The following is a 16,372-nucleotide window of genomic DNA, read 5'->3' as shown; positions in this document are numbered from 1 at the left end:
CGGTTGAAGGCTCTGACCTCAGAAACCCTTGCTTCTGTCAACGAACTCATTGCCATAGTCAACCATAGGAGGATCCCCACTGTGAAGCATGTGCGCATAGGCGGATACGGCCCTGGGATCGTCACCGTCGGAGGGGGCCTCACCCGGGTGACGGCGGCCTCGTTCCTGGCCGCCCATCCCACGCTGCCGGTGCTGTACGCCGTGGGCGAGCTCGAACGCGGCTGGCTCACCGCGTACGAGGTCCGGGGCGCCGACCTCGCCCCGCTGGACGAGCGCCCCAGCGAGGGCGACAGCCCCTGCCACGTCGCCGTGGACCCCGAGGGCGGCCTGCTCGCGGTGGCCAACTACGGCGACGGCACGGCCACCCTCTACCGGCTGGACGAGCGGGGCGTGTTCGCCGGGGATCCGATCGTGCTGCGCCACACGGGCTCGGGCCCGGTCGCCGGCCGCCAGGAGGGCCCGCACGCCCACCAGGCCGTCTTCCACGAGGGCCTGGTGCACGTCTCCGACCTCGGCACCGACGAGATCCGCCGCTACCGCCGCGACGGCACCCCGCTGGAGCCGATCGCCCTGGCCCCCGGCACCGGCCCGCGCCACTTCGCGTTCGCGGGCTCGCGCCTGTACGTGGCGGGCGAGCTGGACGGCACCGTCACCCTGATCGACGGCGAGCGCCGCACGGTCGTCCGCGCCTCCCGCAGGGAGGGCGACAACGCCCCCTCCCACCTGCAGCTCCACGGTGACCTCGTCTACGTCGCCAACCGCGGCCCGAACACGATCTCCGTGCTGCGCGCCGCCGACCTGTCACCGGTGGCCGAGGTGCCCTCAGGCGGCGACTGGCCCAGGCACTTCGCCATCGACGGCGACCGCGTGTACGTGGCCAACCAGTACGCGAACACCGTCACCACCTTCAGGCTCAAGGACGGCGTGCCGGAGCCGGACGGGGAGGCGTACGAGGTGGAAAGCCCGGCCTGCGTGCTGATCATGTAAGGAGTTCGCCAAGTCGGGGCTCGCCGGGGCGCCGGGTCCCGACCATGGGCACGTGCGCAAGATCCTGCTCGCCCTCGCGCTGCTGGCCGCCGGCTGCGGTGAGGCACCCGCCGTCGAGCCACCCGTTGACACTCCGGTCGCGCGGCAGATGGCCGAGCCGCCGCCGGACGCCGACGTGCAGGAGTCGTGGCGGATCACCCGGCACGGCGCCGAGCACGAGATCGAGGGCTACGCCGACGAGGTGAGCGTGCTGCCGGGGGAGCGGTTCCGGCTGCGCGTCTCCACCACCGCGCCGCGCTTCTCCGCCCGCGCCTTCCGCATGGGCGCCAACCCGTCGAAGGTGTGGGAGTCGGCGTGGGTGCGGGGGACGCGGCAGGCGCCGGCGCGGCTCGTCGGCGGCGGCACGGTGAGCGCCGCCCACTGGAAACCGTCGCTGACCGTGGACACCACCGGCTGGCCCGAGGGCGCCTACCTCGTCAGGCTCGACGCCTCCACCGGCGCCCAGCGCTACGTCCCGATCACCGTGCGCTCGGCCTCCACCGCCGGTCGCGTGGTGCTCGTGAACGCGGTCACCACCTGGCAGGCGTACAACCTGTGGGGCGGCCGCAGCCTCTACTCGGGCCCGGGCGGGTTCGGGTACCGCTCGCGCGCGGTCACCTTCGACCGCCCCTACGACGGCACCGGGGCCCGGCTCTTCCTGGACTTCGAGGAGGAGGCGCTGGCCGTGGCCGAGCAGAGCGGGGTGCCGCTGGCGTACCTGACCAACCTGGACCTCGTGCCCGGCGCGCTGGACGGCGCCCGCGCGGTGATCTCGCTCGGCCACGACGAGTACTGGTCGCCGGGCATGCGCAGGGCCGTCACCACAGCCAGGGACCGGGGCACGAACCTCGCCTTCCTCGGCGCCAACGCCGTCTACTGGCGCATCGCCATGCGCGGCAGGCAGGTCCTGTGCGACAAGGAGCGGGTCTGCGAGCTGTGGCGGGAGTCGGAGCCGGAGAGCTCGCTGATCGGGCAGATGTACGACTGCTTCCCCGCCGAGGGTGTCTACCGGGTCAGCAGGCCGGGGCACTGGATCTTCGCCGGGACGAAGGGGCGGCGCTTCCCCGGGATGGTCGGCGTGGAGACCGACCGGGTGTCGCGGGGGTCGCCTGCCGGGGTCCAGGTGCTGGCCGAGTCGCCGTTCTCGTGCGGCGGGCGGGCGAGCGTCACGCACAGCACGTACTACACGGCGCCGAGCGGGGCCGGGGTGTTCGCCTCCGGGACCATGCGCTGGGTGTGCGCGCTGCGCGGGCGGCGGTGCGGCCACGGCGTCACCGACTCCGCCGCCGCCTTCACCCGCCGCGCCACGCTCAACCTCCTGACCCGCTTCGCCAAGGGGCCGGCCGGCCAGGAGCCATGACGCCGGGGGTTCACGCGCCGTGAGTGGCGAGCCGGACGGCCGCGCGCCACCGCTCGTAGGCGGCGTCGTCGCGCTCGCCCGGCTCGAAGCGCCGGTCCAGGTGCCAGGTCTCGCGCAGCTCGGTCCGCGACCCCCACACGCCCGCGCCCAGCCCGGCCAGGAACGCCGCCCCGAGCGCCGTCGTCTCCTGGATCGCCGGCCGCTCCACCGCCGCCCCGAGCTGGTCGGCCTGGACCTGCATGAGCAGGTCGTTCGCGCTGGCCCCGCCGTCGGCCTTGAGCACCGGCCCGTCACCGTTGGACCCGAGCCCGCCCGTCATGGACTCGACCACGTCCCGCACCTCGAACGCGATCGCCTCCAGCGTGGCCCTGACCAGGTGCGCCCGCGTCGTGCCGCGGGTGATCCCGGTGATCAGCCCGCGCGCCTGCGGATCCCAGTGCGGCGCCCCGAGCCCGGTCAGCGCGGGCACGAACACCACGCCTCCGCTGTCGGGCACCGTACGCGCCACCGCCTCCGACTCCGGCGCCGTCCCGATCACCCCGAGCCCGTCACGCAGCCACTGCACCGCCGCGCCCGTCACGAAGATCGACCCCTCCAGCGCGAACGTGCGCTCGCCCGACGGCGTCTGCCAGGCCACCGTGGTCAGCAGGCCGGACTCGGAGCGCACGATCTCCCCGCCGAGGTTGGTCAGCACGAACGAGCCCGTGCCGTAGGTGCACTTCACGTCGCCCACGTCGAAGCAGGTCTGCCCGAACAGCGCCGCCTGCTGGTCGCCCGCCACCCCGCTGATCGGCACGTCCAGCCCGAGGAAGGCCGACGGTTCCGTACGCCCGATCGGCCCGTAGTTCGGCACGATCTCCGGCAGGGCCTCCTCCGGCACCCCGAACAGCTCGCACAGCTCCGGTTCCCAGGTGCCGGACGCCAGCCCGTACAGCAGGGTGCGGGAGGCGTTGGACGGGTCGGTGACGTGCCGCGCGCCCGCCGTCAGCCTGGCGATCAGGTACGAGTCCACCGTCCCGATGGCTACATGTCCGGACTCGACGCCTTCCCAGACCCGGGGGTCGTTCTCGGCCAGCCAGGTCAGCTTGGTCGCGGTGAAGTAGGGGTCGAGGCGCAGCCCGGTCAGCTCGGACACGCGCGGCTCGTGCGCCGCCTCGCGCAGCCGCCCGCACAGCGCGGCCGTGCGCCGGTCCTGCCAGACGATCGCCCGCCGCGGCGCGGCCAGCGTGCGTCGATCCCACAACACGGCGGTCTCGCGCTGGTTGGTGAGGCCCACGCAGGACGGGGTCTGCGTGGTTCCGCGCAGCGCCGTGGCGCAGGCCGACAGGGTGGCCTGCCAGATGTCCTCGGGGTTGTGCTCGACCCGGCCGGGCTCGGGGAAATGCTGCGCGAATTCCTCGTACCCCTTGGAGATGATCTGCCCGTTTTCGGTGACTACCAGCGCCGTCACCCCAGTTGTCCCGGCGTCAATCGCGAGCACAATCATGAAAATTCCTCCGAGGTAAGGGTTTAGTTTTTCGGGCTGGCGTTTGGTCTAGACCACTGCGCGTGATGCCGGGCACAATGCGAGTCTGACATCAAGGTCTGGCTCGTGACCCCTATCTGGGAGGAACCCGCCATGCGTATTGGAGTGCTCACCGGAGGCGGCGACTGCCCCGGGCTCAACGCCGTGATCAGGGCAGTGGTGCGTAAGGGGGTGAGCGTCTACGGCCATGAGTTCGTCGGCTTCCGTGACGGCTGGCGCGGCCCTCTGGAAGGCGACACGATGCCGCTGGACATCCAGGCCGTGCGCGGCATCCTGCCGCGGGGCGGCACCATCCTGGGCTCCTCACGGACGAACCCGATGAAGATCGAGAACGGGGTCGGCCGGATCAAGGAGAACCTGGCCGCCACCGGCGTGGACGCGCTGATCGCCATCGGCGGGGAGGACACCCTCGGCGTCGCCAAACAGCTCTACGACCGCGAGGTCAACGTCGTGGGCGTGCCCAAGACCATCGACAACGACCTGTCGGGCACCGACTACACCTTCGGCTTCGACACCGCGGTGAACATCGCGATGGAGGCCATCGACCGCCTGCACACCACGGCCGAGTCCCACCACCGGGCGCTCATCTGCGAGGTCATGGGCCGCCACGCGGGCTGGATCGCGCTGCACGCGGGCATGGCCGGCGGCGCCAACGTCATCCTCATCCCGGAGAAGCCGTTCGACATCGACCGGGTCTGCGAGTACGTCGAGTCCCGCTTCCGCACCCGCTACTCGCCGATCATCGTGGTCGCCGAGGGCGCGCACCCCATCGAGGGGCAGATGGAGCTGCAGGCGGGCACGCTCGACGCGTTCGGCCACGTGCGCCTGGGCGGCATCGGCGAGGTGCTGGCCAAGGAGATCGAGAAGCGCACCGGCAAGGAGGCCCGCACCACGGTGCTCGGCCACATCCAGCGCGGCGGCACCCCCACCGCCTACGACCGGGTGCTGGCGACCAGGTTCGGGCTGCAGGCGATCGACGCGGCCCACGAGGGCGACTACGGCAAGATGGTCGCGCTGCGCGGCACCGACATCGTGCGCGTCGGCCTCGACGAGGCCACGGCCGAGCTGAAGACCGTGCCGGTGGAGCGTTACTCCGAGGCCGAGGTGTTCTTCGGATAACAGGCTGAAAGCGGCTTGCAAGCGGGCGGCCGTACCTTCGAGTCAGCGGGGTTACCGCTACAACCCCTCGAGGTACGGCTTGCGTCGCAGAGAGTCGGCGGCCCACCTTGCGTCGCAAGCCGTACCCGGCTACATGGCTCAACCGCGGGGCGTGCCGAAGAGATCGACCTCCGGCGCGCCCTCGTCGCGTCCGCGCAGCCGCTCCCTGTACTCCGCCTCGCTGCGCAGCTCCTTCTCCGAGGGCGACAGGATGACGGTGAGCAGCAGGCCCACCGTGATCACGCTGATGCCCACGATGAGCGGCAGCAGGAAGTCGATGGCCCGCGCCCCCGGCACGGCCGCCATCTCCAGGTGCGACGAGACCGACATCGAGTACATGCCGGTGTAGTGCATGCCCGTGACCGCCACACCCATGACCAGCGCCGCCCCGCCGATCCTGAGCGCCCCGCTGACCCGCAGCGTGAACCAGAGCGCGACCGTGGCCGCCGCCACCGCGATCAGCACCGACAGCGTGACGACCACCGGGTCGTAGGCGACGTGGGCGGACATGTTCAGTGCCGCCATGCCCAGGTAGTGCATGCCGGCCACGCCGAGCCCGGTCAGGACGCCGCCGCCGAGCAGGAAGCCCAGCCGTTCGCCGCCGTGAGCGGCCAGGAACAGCCCCATGCCCACGACGACGACGGCGAGGAACGCGGACGCGGCGGTGAGCGGCACGTCGTACCTGATCGCCAGGCCGCTCACGGAGAAGCCGAGCATGGCGATGAAGTGCATCGTCCAGATGCCGGTGCCGCCTATCGCGAAGGCCGCGCCGACGAGCCACCACCTGGCCTCACGCCCGCCGATCAGCCTCGCGCGCGAGGTGAGCAGCAGGCCGAGCATGGAGCCCACGCTGGACATGATGTACGCGAGCACGGGTGTCAAGAGCCCGTGAGAGAAATGGTCGATCGGCGACATACCCCACCCATCCCCTTACGCACCGATAAGGGAGTATGAGCAGGGTGTCGCCGCCCACGCAACTACCTTCGCCGAGCCTGCATCGGCTGTTGGCGTGGCATTGGCGTGGGATACGTGAGTTGTTGCTGATGAGCGGTGCGACGGCGGAGTTCCAGCTTCGCCACCAGTTCCGCGTCCTCGTGCAGCTCCTCCTCCGAGGGCGACAGGATGACCATGAGGAGCATGGTCAGGGTGATGAGGCTGATCACCGTCATGAGGGGTACGAGGAAGTCGAGCGCGTCGGCGCCCGGCACGATCGCGGGGTCGGAGTCGACCGAGACGTGCATGGCGTACATGCCGGTGTAGTGCATGCCCGAGACGGCCACGCCCATGACGAGGGCGGCGCCGGTGATCCAGATGGGCTTCTTGACCCGCAGGGTGAACCACAGGGCCACGGTCGCGGCGACCACGGCGATGCCCACGGAGGCGGCCACGGTGAGCCGGTCGTAGGAGACGTGGGCGGACATGTTCATCGCGTACATGCCGAGGTAGTGCATGGAGGCCACGCCGAGTCCCGTCAGCAGGCCGCCGCCGAGCAGCGCCAGGATCCGGCCGCCGCCGTACGAGACGAGGAACAGGCCGGTGCCCACGACCACGATGGCCACCAGCGCGGAGGCGACGGTGAGCCAGACGTCGTACTTGATCTGGGTGCCCTCCACCTCGAAGCCCATCATGGCGATGAAGTGCATGACCCAGATGCCGGTGCCGCCGATGGAGATGGCCGCTCCGAGCAGCCAGCGCACGCGGGCCCCGCCGCGGGAGGCGTGCGCCTGCGCGGTGAGCCGCAGTCCGAGCATCGAGCCGATGCAGGACATGACGTATGCGAGTAACGGCGTGATCAGTCCGTAGGTGAAATGATTCACAGCGGAGGTCATCTATCGGTTCCTTGCATTAGGGGTCCCCGGATTGTGCCATCCCGGATGTCCCTTTCGCATGGATACTCGAACTATCTGTCAACTTCTCTGTCGGAAACATGAGAAACGCTCATGGCTATCGAGGGGCCGTTCTGGCGGGCGATCGCGGTCTTCCGCGTCGCCTCGCTGGTGTACGCCGCCGTGCTCATGGCCCAGCACCGCGGCTACGAGCAGCCGCTGCTCGGCTGGCTGGTGATCGGCGTGATGGCGCTGTGGACCGCCGCGGCGACGTTCGCCTACGCGGCCGGGCCGCTGCGCCGGTGGCCGCTGCTGGCCGTCGACCTGACGGTGACGATGGCGTGCCTGCTCACCACCCCGTACGTGCAGGGCGACCAGCAGGTGACGCTCGGCTCCATGCCCGTGCCCGCGACCTGGATCGCCGCGCCCGTGCTCGCCTGGGCCGTGCGCCACGGCAGGCGGGCGGGCACGGTCGCGGCGGCCGTGGTCGCGGCCGGCGAGCTGTGGTCGCGGGCACGGGTCGGCGAGGCGTCCGTCCTCATCAACGAGACGGTGCTGCTGCTCATGGCGGGCTGGCTGGTCGGCCACATGGTCCGGCTGGCCAAGCAGGCGGAGGAACGCCTGCAGCGGGCCGCCGAGATGGAGGCCGCCCAGCGCGAGCGGGAGCGGCTGGCCCGCGACATCCACGATTCGGTCCTTCAGGTGCTCGCCCTGGTGCAGCGGCGCGGCCGGGAGCTCGGCGGCGAGGCCGCCGAGCTGGGCCGCCTGGCGGGGGAGCAGGAGGCCGCGCTGCGCGAGCTCGTCTCGGTCGGGCCGCCGCCTCCCCTGGGCACCATCGACCTGCGCTCCCACCTCGCCCGCTACGGCTCGCCCTCGGTGACGGTCTCGACCCCGGCCACGCCGCTGCTGCTGCCCGCAGAGGCCGCCGCCTCCGTCTCGGCGGCCGTCGGCGCGGCCCTGGACAACGTCCGCGCGCATTGCGGTCACGACGCGCGCGCCTGGGTGCTGGCCGAATTTCTGGACGGCACCGTCACGGTGACGGTCAGGGACGAGGGGCCCGGCATCCCGGAGGGCCGGCTGGAGCAGGCCGCGGCCGACGGGCGCATGGGAGTGGCCAGGTCGATCAGGGGACGGATGGCCGAGCTGGGCGGGCAGGTGTCGATCGTGAGCGTTCCCGGGCAGGGCACCGAGGTGGAGATCACCCTGACCGCCTGACCAACGCCTACAGTTGCGCCATGGTGCGGGTCATGGTGGTGGACGATCATCCCATGTGGCGCGACGGCGTCGCCAGGGATCTCATGGAGGCCGGGTACGAGGTCGTGGCCGCCGTGGGGGAGGGGCGGCAGGCGATCAGGGTGGCCGCCGCGGTGCTGCCCGAGGTCGTGGTGCTCGACCTGAGGCTGCCCGACCTGCCGGGGCCCGAGGTGGCGGCCCGCCTGGCCCAGGTGGACCCGGCGCCCAGGGTGCTGGTGCTGTCGGCGAGCGCCGAGCAGGACGACGTGCTGCAGGCGGTCAAGGCCGGCGCCTGCGGATACCTCGTGAAGTCGGCGAGCCGCGAGGAGTTCCTCGACGCCGTGCGCCGCACCGCCGACGGCGACGCCGTCTTCACCCCGGGGCTGGCCGGGCTGGTGCTGGGCGAGTACCGGCGGCTGGCCGGGCAACTGGAGCCCACCGAGGGGCCCCGGCTCACCGAGCGGGAGACCGAGGTGCTCAGGCTGGTGGCCAAGGGGCTGTCGTACAAGCAGATCGCCGAACGGCTCGTCCTGTCCCACCGCACCGTGCAGAACCACGTCCAGAACACCCTCGGCAAGCTCCACCTGCACAACCGGGTCGAGCTGGTGCGATATGCGATCGAGCGCGGGCTGGACGCGGACTAAACTCGGGTGGTCGCGGCGTTGGCATCATCGACCGCCGCGCCCGTCCCCGTCTTCCCCGGAGGTTCCACCATGACGATGTCCGCCCTGGGCGAGCCGTGCGTTCTGCTCAAGCTGGGCGAGATCGTCCTCAAGGGCAAGAACCGCGAGCTCTTCGAGCGCCGCCTGATCGCCAACATCCGCGACGCCCTGCAGACGGTCGGCGTCCAGGTCGACGTGCGCAAGCGGCACGGCGTGATCGCGATCTTCCTGCCCGAGGGCGCCACCGCCGAGCAGGCGGAGGCCGTGGCGCAGCGGGTCGCCGACGTGCCCGGGCTGGTCTGGATCCACCGCGCCTGGCGGGTCGCCAAGGACCCCGACGCGGTGCTCAAGGCCGGCCTGGAGCTGGTCGGCGAGAGCGAGGAGGCCAAGCGGGGCGCCCGCTTCGCGGTCCGCTCCCGCCGCCGCGACAAGCGCTTCCCGCTGCGCTCCAACGAGCTCGACCGCCTCGTGGGCGGCGCCATCAACGACGAGTACGGCCTGCCGGTCGACCTGAAGAACCCCGAGCTGACGGTCTCCATCGAGGTCGACAGGGACGAGGTGTTCGTCTTCACCGGCGGCATCCCCGGCCAGGGCGGCCTGCCCGTCGGCAGCAGCGGCCGGGCCCTGGTGCTCATGTCGGGCGGCATCGACTCGCCCGTGGCGGCGTACCGGATGATGCGGCGCGGCCTGCACGTCGACTTCCTGCACTTCTCCGGCATCCCGTTCACCACGTCGGAGTCGATCTACAAGGCGTACGCGCTGGTCAGGAAGCTCGACCGGTTCCAGGGCAAGTCGCGCCTGTGGGTGGTGCCGTTCGGCAAGGCGCAGCAGTCGATCCGCACCTCCGGGCAGGACCGGCTGGCGGTGATCGCGCAGCGGCGGCTGATGCTCAAGACGGCCGAGGAGGTCGCCCACCGCATCCGCGCCGCCGCCCTGATCACCGGCGACGCGCTCGGGCAGGTCTCCTCGCAGACGCTGGCCAACATCACCGCCCAGGACAACGCGGTGGAGCTGCCGATCCTGCGGCCGCTGGTCGGCTGGGACAAGACCGAGATCATGGCCGAGGCCCGGCGCATCGGCACGCTGGAGATCTCGGAGCTGCCCGACGAGGACTGCTGCTCGCTGCTGGCTCCCAAGCGTGCCGAGACGCGGGCCAAGATCGAGGACCTCAAGCAGATCGAGAAGCGGCTCGACGCCGAGGAGCTGTGCGTGCAGCTGGCAGACTCGATCCAGGAGTACACCCTCTAGGCGTCGACCTTGAACGGGTCGTGCTCGGCCAGGAGCTTGTCCAGCCGGGCCTGGTCGACGCGGTTGCTGACCTCCGAGAGCTCCTGACGGTCCCGTACGACCTTGCACAGGGTGACCGTGGAGGTGACGACGTACAGGAGGCCGAGCCCGAGGAACGCCCTGATCCAGCCCTCGACGGGCAGGTAGACCAGGGCGACGACCACGGAGGCCAGCGAGACGGCGAACGACAGGACCGCCTGGACGTAGAACGCGGTCGTCTGCGTGGGTTGAATGGGCTTCGTCATGTGGCCATGGTGCGGCGCGGGCGAAGCCCCGCACATGAGGGTTCGTACTCAAGTTACCCATGAGTACGAACCCGGCGCCCGGCGGGTCAGGCGGTCGCGGGCGCCTTGCCGAGCAGCGGCGGGAAGTCGGTCATGACCTGGGCGAGCTCGTGCAGGTCGGCGTCCACCAGGGCCTGCGGCCCGTCGCAGAGCGCCTGCTCGGGCTGCGGGTGCACGTCGATGATGACACCGTCGGCGCCGACCGCGATGGCCGCGCGGGTCAGCGGCAGCACCAGGTCGCGCCGCCCGCCAGAGTGCGACGGGTCGATGATCACCGGCAGGTGCGACAGCCGCTGCGCCACCGGCACCGCGGAGACGTCCAGCGTGTTGCGGGTGGCCGTCTCGTAGGTCCGCACGCCCCGCTCGCACAGCACGATGTCGAGGTTGCCGCGCTGGGCGATGTACTCGGCCGCCATCAGCCACTCCTCGATCGTGGCGGTCATGCCGCGCTTGAGCATCACCGGCCTGCCGGCCGCGCCGACCTCCTGCAGCAGCGCGAAGTTCTGCATGTTGCGGGTGCCGACCTGGAGCATGTCGGCGTAGGAGGCGACCATCTCCACGTCCCGGGCGTCCACGACCTCCGTGACGATCGGCAGGCCCGTCTCCTCGCGCACGTCCGCCAGGATGCGCAGCCCCTTCTCGCCCAGCCCCTGGAACGCGTACGGGGACGTACGCGGCTTGAAGGCCCCGCCGCGCAGCAGCACAGCCCCGGCCGTCTGCGCCATCCTGGCCGCGGCGAGCGTCTGCTCGGGCGTCTCCACCGCGCACGGCCCCGCGATCAGCGTCACGGTGTCGGGGCCGATCGGCACGCCGCCCACGTGGACCGTGGAGCGTTCCGGATGGTTCTCCCTGCTGACCAGCTTGTACGGCGTGGACACGCGCATCACGTCGCGCACCCCCGCCATGCCCCGCAGGCTCGCCGCGTCGAGCTGCGTCACGTCGCCCACCAGGCCGACGATCGTGCGCCGCACCCCCTTGCTGACGAACGCCTCCACCCCGGCCGCCTCGACGACGGACACGATCGCCTCGATGTCGGCGGCGGTGGCCTCGGGCCCCATCACGATCACCATCTGCTTGCTCCTCTGGAGGGAAAGTTGCCGGGAAAAACAAGAAGGCCCCGGGTCCGATCGGACCCGGGGCCTTCGTTCGCCTGTCTGCTAGCGCAGCACCAGATGGCGAACGGACTCGGGTCCGCCGCCATAGGAAAACAGGAACGCTGCGTGCATAGTCCGCAAGCCTACCGCACCACACCCGCCCGCGAACCACAGATGGCCCGATGGCAGGATGGCCCAAGACGCGAGACCGGTGAGGAGAGTGATCGTGGAGGAGTCGCGCCTGCCTCCAGGCCAGTACGTTCCACGCGGCCGGCCCGTGATCCACTACGGCAGGGTGCCCGCGTTCAAGCCGGACAGCTGGGACTTCCGCGTGTTCGGGGCCACGGCGTCGGGGGAGGAGCACCGCTTCGACTGGGGCGAGTTCGAGCGGCTGCCGCGCGACACGAGCATCGCCGACTTCCACTGCGTCACCAAGTTCTCCCTGATGGCCAACGAGTGGCGCGGCGTCACCCCCGCCACGATCATCGAGGCCGCCCCGCCCGACCCCGGCGTGCACCACGTGATGATCTGGGCCGAGTACGGCTACAGCGCCAACCTGCGGATGTCCGACTTCACCGCGCCCGGCACGCTGTTCGCCATGGAGCTGGACGAGAAGCCGCTCAGCCCCGAGCGCGGCTTCCCGCTGCGCATCGTGGTGCCCCACCTGTACGCGTGGAAGAGCGTCAAATGGGTGCGCGGCATCGAGTACCTCCTGGAGGACCGCAGGGGCTTCTGGGAGGAGCGCGGCTACCACAACGTGGCCGACCCGTGGCGCGAGCAGCGCTACTCCTACCAGGAAGAACCCGGAGAGGGCCCGCCCTGACACAACTCCCGGTTTTCCCCCGGGCACACTCCGTCATTGGTTACGGTTTCCAGCATGCTGACCACCGTGTGCGTGGCGCTGTGCTGTCTGACCTTCCTCCTGGGCTACGGCCTCGCCCGCGCGCCGTGGCGCGGCCGGGCGGTGCCGGCGGAGCCATGCAGGGCGGACGACGCGACGTACACCACGCTGCACCTCGCCGCGATGGCGGCCCCGGCCCTGCGTGCGGGGCTCGACCGTGATTCCGCCCGCAAGGCCGTACGGCACCTGCGCACCCTGCTCGGCACCTCCGCCGTCGCGATCACCTCGACGGAGGCCGCGCTGGCGTGGGACGGGCCGTGCACCGACGACGTGCTCACCTACGCCCGCGCCACGCTGGCCGCCGGGCGGACCCAGGTGTTCCCCGGGGGGCCGCAGGGGCCGGACCTGGGGGCCGTGGCGGTGCCGCTGACGGTGGACGGCACCGTGGTGGGCGTGCTGACGGCCTTCGACGGCGAGGTGAGCGCCGCGCTGGTGCGTACCGTGAGCGAGGTCGGCCGCTGGGTCTCGGGCCAGCTGGAGCTGGCCGAGCTCGACGCCTCCAGGCGGCGCGCGATGGAGGCGGAGATGCGCGCCCTGCGCGCGCAGATCTCGCCGCACTTCGTCTACAACGCGCTCACCACGATCGCCTCGTTCGTCCGCACCAACCCCAAGCGCGCCCGCGAGCTGCTGCTCGACTTCGCCGACTTCTCCCGGTACGCGCTGCGCAGGGCGCACGACTTCACCACCCTGGCCGACGAGCTGACCTGCGTGGACCGCTACCTGCTGCTGGAACGTGCCCGCTTCGGCGACAAGCTGCGCTTCAGCATGCAGGTCGCCCCGGAGGTGCTGCCGGTGCCGGTGCCGTTCCTGTGCCTGCAGCCGCTGGTCGAGAACGCCATCAAGCACGGCATGGCCGGGCGCGGCGGCCCCGGCGAGGTGCGGGTCGTGGTGCGGGACGCCGGCCCCGAGGCGCACATCACGGTCGAGGACGACGGCGCGGGCATGGACCCCGAATGCGCCCGCCGCATGCTGGACGAGGACCCGGCACGCGAGGGCAGCGGCATCGGCCTGGCCAACGTGGACCTGCGCATGCGCCAGATCTACGGCGACGGCTACGGCCTGGTCGTGGAGACGGCGCTGGGCGCGGGCACGAAGGTGCGGCTGCGCGTGCCCAAGACGCAGCTTAGCTCTTTGTAGTCAAATACTTACTCCATGCTAGCGTGGCGCTGGTGGTGTCTGCTTTCATACGACAGCGTGGTGGACATGCTGAGAGTCCTGGCCGTTGACGACGAAGTGCCTGCTCTGGAGGAGCTCGCCTACCTGCTGCGCCAGGACGACCGAATCGAACACGTCACGACCGCGGCCGACGGCGTCACGGCGCTGCAGGACATGGTCCAGATGATCGGCGGCGGCGAGCGGCTCGACGGGGTGTTCCTCGACATCCGCATGCCCGGCCTCGACGGCCTCGACCTGGCCAGGCTGGTCGGCGGCTTCCCCAGCCCGCCCAGGCTGGTGTTCGTCACGGCGCACGAGGAGTGCGCGGTGCAGGCGTTCGAGCTGGAGGCGGTCGACTACCTGCTCAAGCCCGTCAGGGCCGAGCGCCTGTCCGAGGCGGTGCGCAGGCTGGAGGCCGCCACCAACCCGGCGCCCGAGCCGGGCCAGGACGACGTGATCCCGGTCGAGCTGGGCGGGCGCACCAGGTTCGTGCCGCAGCAGGCCGTCTGGTTCGCCGAGGCCAAGGGCGACTACGTGCGCCTGCACACGGTCGACGGCAGCTACCTGGTGCGCATGTCGCTGGCCGCGCTGGAGCGGCGCTGGTCGGATGCCGGGTTCATCCGCATCCACCGCAGCACGCTCGTCTCGGGCCGGCACGTCAGCGAGCTCAGGTTCGAGGGCGGGCGGGTGACGCTGACCGTCGGCACCGAGACGCTGCAGGTCAGCAGGAGACACAGCCGCCAGGTGCGCGAGCAGCTCGTGCGCCAGCACAGGGGAGTGATCTCGTGACCGGCGGGCGCCGCGTCGTCGTGTCGCGGCGGCCCGCCGCGCTCGCCGGCCGCGGCACGCCGTCCCCGCCCGGCGACTCGCCCGACGTGCCCGCCATCGTCGGCCTGCAGTTACGGCGGGCGCTGCGCACCGTCGCCGCCGTGGCCGGCCTGCTGGTGGGCATGCCGGTCCTCGCCGCGTGGCTGCCCGGCCCCTGGATGTGGGCGGCGATGTCGGTGGCGGTCCAGTGTGTCTGGGTGGGCCTGTCCCTGCTGCAGCTCAGGTGGGCGGAGCGGCTGGAGAGATGACCGTCGCGGTGCTGACCGGGATCGCCTACGTGCTGGTTCTGGGCATCATGGTGGGCGCCGCACGACCGCGCCGCTCCAGCGGCGCCTCCGACTTCTACGTGGCGGCCAGGGCGGTCCCTCCCTGGTGGAACGGCGCCGCGATCACGTCCGAGTTCACCTCGGCCGCCGCCTGCCTGGGCACGGCCGGGCTCATCGCCACGCGCGGCTCGCCGATGTTGTGGTATCCGGCGGGGGCCGCCGCGGGGTTCGTCGTCATCCTGGCCCTGGTGGTCGCGCCGCTGCGGCGGTCGGGGACGTACACGCTGCCCGACTTCGCCGAATGGCGGCTGCGCTCGGCGCGGCTGCGCCGGTTCACGACCTGCTTCGTGCTCCTCGTCGGGCTGGCGTTCCTGGTCGCCCAGCTGCACGCCGCAGGGGTGGTGGTGCGGCTGCTGACCGGGCTGCCGCCGTGGCTGGGCTGGGCGGCCGTCGCGGCGGCGGCGCTGGCCGTGGCGTTCGCCGGCGGGCTGGGGAGCCTGACGAGCGTGCAGGCCGCGCAGTTCTGGCTGAAGCTGGCCGTGTTCCTCGGGGTGGGGGCGGTGTGCTGGGCGATGGCCGGCACGTCGCTCGTCACCGGGCCTGTCAGCGGGCCGGTCACCTGGCTGGAGGGCGCCTACCGGGCCGGCGGCGGCGGGCTGGCGGGGGCCGGCGACCCGTCGCTGCCGGGAGTGCTGTCCGTGCTGGTGGCCTGCGCGCTGGGCGTGATGGGGCTGCCGCACGTGATCGTGCGCGTCTACACCAGCGGGGACGGGCGCGGCGCCCGCCGCTCGATCGTGGCCACGCAGGTCATGCTGGCCCTGTTCGGCGTCGTGCCGCCGCTGTACGGGCTCCTGGGCAGCGTTCACGTGCGGGGTGCCGCGGCGGACGAGATCGTGCTCCTGCTGCCCGCCAGGCTGCTCTCCGGGCCCGTGGGGGACGTGCTCACCGGGCTGCTGGCGGCGGGGGCGTTCGCGGCCTTCCTGGCCACCTCGGGCGGCGTGCTGGTGGCCGTCGGGGGCGCGCTGTCGGGGTGCGTGCCGCGGCCGGGGGTGCGCTCGTTCCGCGCGGCCGTGCTCGTCGTCATGCTGGCCGGGCTGGCCCTGACGATGGCCACGGGTCCTGGCGTGTCGATGGCGCTGGTGCTGCTGGGCTTCTGCCTCTCCGCCGCCACGTTCTGCCCGATGCTGGTGCTGGGCATCTGGTGGCGGCGGCTGACGGACGTGGGGGTCGCGGCCGGGTTCGTGGCCGGCGGGGGCGTGACGGCGGTGCTGGTGATCGCGGAGCAGGCGGGCGTGAAGATGGGCGCGCTGACTTCCTGCCCCGCCCCGGTGGCGGTGCCGGTCTCCTTTGCCGCCATGATGGTGATATCCCTGGTCACACCGGGTCGGGTGCCGCGGGTGGTGGGGCGGATGATGACCAGGATGCATGTGCCCGAACATCTTGCGGGCCCCCTGACCTACCGCTCGTCGCGTGGCGCCGACCGCTGGTCGTAACACCACTCTCCGTATATCGATGACTACGGACCGTTCGACGAGCTGTCCGTAAACGGGGTTTCGCCCACAAGATCGCAACCGTAGTGTTTCGGCATCGGAAGCCTTCCCGGCGCATCGGGGGGACGGGCCGAGAGGCTCATCGAGAGGAACGGTGCGCGGGGTTCACCGGCGACGCGCAGGTCGCCGCGGCGGTCGGGCCCCTTACCGGGGGGTGGGGCCCGCCACGCCGAACGTGAAGGGGCGCCCGCTGAGGCCGCTGCACGCGGCCCCGCGA

The 16,372-nt window shown here is 71.7% G+C and carries 16 protein-coding genes; 11 read left to right on the top strand and 5 right to left on the bottom strand.

Annotated elements, in window-relative coordinates; genetic code table 11:
- Positions 1 to 81 precede the first annotated feature (81 nt).
- Both HD593_RS38410 and HD593_RS38405 read left to right on the top strand, forming a co-directional pair.
- Positions 82 to 987: a lactonase family protein gene (locus HD593_RS38410; RefSeq protein WP_185106827.1), complete on the top strand. Its 906-nt coding sequence runs from the start codon at positions 82 to 84 to the stop codon at positions 985 to 987.
- A 52-nt stretch (positions 988 to 1,039) separates the two neighbouring features.
- A complete protein-coding gene (locus HD593_RS38405) occupies positions 1,040 to 2,386 on the top strand; it encodes a N,N-dimethylformamidase beta subunit family domain-containing protein (protein ID WP_185106825.1) in 1,347 nt (448 codons plus the stop codon).
- A gap of 10 nt (positions 2,387 to 2,396) precedes the next feature.
- On the opposite strand, the gene glpK is transcribed toward HD593_RS38405, so the two are convergent.
- Positions 2,397 to 3,872 carry a glycerol kinase GlpK gene (glpK, locus tag HD593_RS38400; RefSeq protein WP_185106823.1) on the bottom strand — a complete coding sequence of 492 codons (1,476 nt, stop codon included), beginning with the start codon at positions 3,870 to 3,872 and terminating at the stop codon, positions 2,397 to 2,399.
- Positions 3,873 to 4,004: 132 nt separating this feature from the next.
- On the opposite strand from glpK, the gene HD593_RS38395 reads away from it, so the two are divergent.
- A complete protein-coding gene (locus HD593_RS38395; protein WP_080041143.1) occupies positions 4,005 to 5,030 on the top strand; it encodes a 6-phosphofructokinase in 1,026 nt (341 codons plus the stop codon).
- Between the two features lie 138 nt (positions 5,031 to 5,168).
- Here the strand turns inward: HD593_RS38395 and HD593_RS38390 are convergent, their stop codons facing one another.
- On the bottom strand, positions 5,169 to 5,942 hold the full coding sequence (locus HD593_RS38390; RefSeq protein WP_312904470.1) for an MHYT domain-containing protein: 774 nt from the start codon (positions 5,940 to 5,942) through the stop codon (positions 5,169 to 5,171).
- 104 nt (positions 5,943 to 6,046) lie between these two features.
- Positions 6,047 to 6,898, bottom strand: a complete 852-nt coding sequence (locus HD593_RS38385) for an MHYT domain-containing protein (protein ID WP_185106820.1) — start codon at positions 6,896 to 6,898, stop codon at positions 6,047 to 6,049.
- Positions 6,899 to 7,009: 111 nt separating this feature from the next.
- Here HD593_RS38385 and macS point away from each other — a divergent pair, with 111 nt between their 5' ends.
- The 3 genes from macS (at position 7,010) to thiI (ending at position 10,038) form a co-directional block, all read left to right on the top strand.
- A complete protein-coding gene (macS, locus tag HD593_RS38380) occupies positions 7,010 to 8,110 on the top strand; it encodes a MacS family sensor histidine kinase (RefSeq protein WP_185106818.1) in 1,101 nt (366 codons plus the stop codon).
- A gap of 20 nt (positions 8,111 to 8,130) precedes the next feature.
- On the top strand, positions 8,131 to 8,772 hold the full coding sequence (locus HD593_RS38375; protein ID WP_221525184.1) for a response regulator: 642 nt from the start codon (positions 8,131 to 8,133) through the stop codon (positions 8,770 to 8,772).
- A gap of 69 nt (positions 8,773 to 8,841) precedes the next feature.
- Complete coding sequence (gene thiI / locus HD593_RS38370; RefSeq protein WP_185106816.1) at positions 8,842 to 10,038, top strand: tRNA uracil 4-sulfurtransferase ThiI; 1,197 nt, start codon at positions 8,842 to 8,844, stop codon at positions 10,036 to 10,038.
- Here thiI and HD593_RS38365 read toward each other — a convergent pair.
- Together HD593_RS38365 and aroF are read right to left on the bottom strand one after the other, a co-directional pair.
- Entirely contained in the window at positions 10,035 to 10,322 is a 288-nt protein-coding gene (locus HD593_RS38365; protein ID WP_185106814.1) for a YiaA/YiaB family inner membrane protein, read from the bottom strand. The genes thiI and HD593_RS38365 overlap by 4 nt on opposite strands.
- Before the next feature lie 86 nt (positions 10,323 to 10,408).
- Positions 10,409 to 11,431, bottom strand: a complete 1,023-nt coding sequence (aroF, locus tag HD593_RS38360; RefSeq protein ID WP_185106812.1) for a 3-deoxy-7-phosphoheptulonate synthase — start codon at positions 11,429 to 11,431, stop codon at positions 10,409 to 10,411.
- A gap of 250 nt (positions 11,432 to 11,681) precedes the next feature.
- Between aroF and HD593_RS38355 the strand changes: the two genes are divergently transcribed.
- The 5 genes from HD593_RS38355 (at position 11,682) to HD593_RS38335 (ending at position 16,098) form a co-directional block, all read left to right on the top strand.
- Positions 11,682 to 12,278: a molybdopterin-dependent oxidoreductase gene (locus HD593_RS38355; RefSeq protein ID WP_312904007.1), complete on the top strand. Its 597-nt coding sequence runs from the start codon at positions 11,682 to 11,684 to the stop codon at positions 12,276 to 12,278.
- Between the two features lie 54 nt (positions 12,279 to 12,332).
- Entirely contained in the window at positions 12,333 to 13,493 is a 1,161-nt protein-coding gene (locus HD593_RS38350) for a sensor histidine kinase (protein ID WP_185106808.1), read from the top strand.
- 66 nt (positions 13,494 to 13,559) lie between these two features.
- A complete protein-coding gene (locus HD593_RS38345; RefSeq protein WP_185106805.1) occupies positions 13,560 to 14,300 on the top strand; it encodes a LytR/AlgR family response regulator transcription factor in 741 nt (246 codons plus the stop codon).
- Positions 14,297 to 14,587, top strand: a complete 291-nt coding sequence (locus HD593_RS38340) for a hypothetical protein (protein ID WP_185106803.1) — start codon at positions 14,297 to 14,299, stop codon at positions 14,585 to 14,587. Before HD593_RS38345 ends, HD593_RS38340 begins: the two co-directional genes overlap by 4 nt.
- A complete protein-coding gene (locus tag HD593_RS38335) occupies positions 14,584 to 16,098 on the top strand; it encodes a sodium:solute symporter family transporter (protein WP_185106801.1) in 1,515 nt (504 codons plus the stop codon). The genes HD593_RS38340 and HD593_RS38335 overlap by 4 nt, the downstream gene beginning before the upstream one ends.
- Positions 16,099 to 16,372: the final 274 nt, after the last annotated feature.

The sequence above is a fragment of the Nonomuraea rubra genome (assembly GCF_014207985.1).
Taxonomy (GTDB): Bacteria; Actinomycetota; Actinomycetes; order Streptosporangiales; family Streptosporangiaceae; genus Nonomuraea; species Nonomuraea rubra.
The sequence above is the reverse complement of the archived record's forward strand: the minus strand, read 5'-3'. Positions and strand labels throughout refer to the sequence as shown.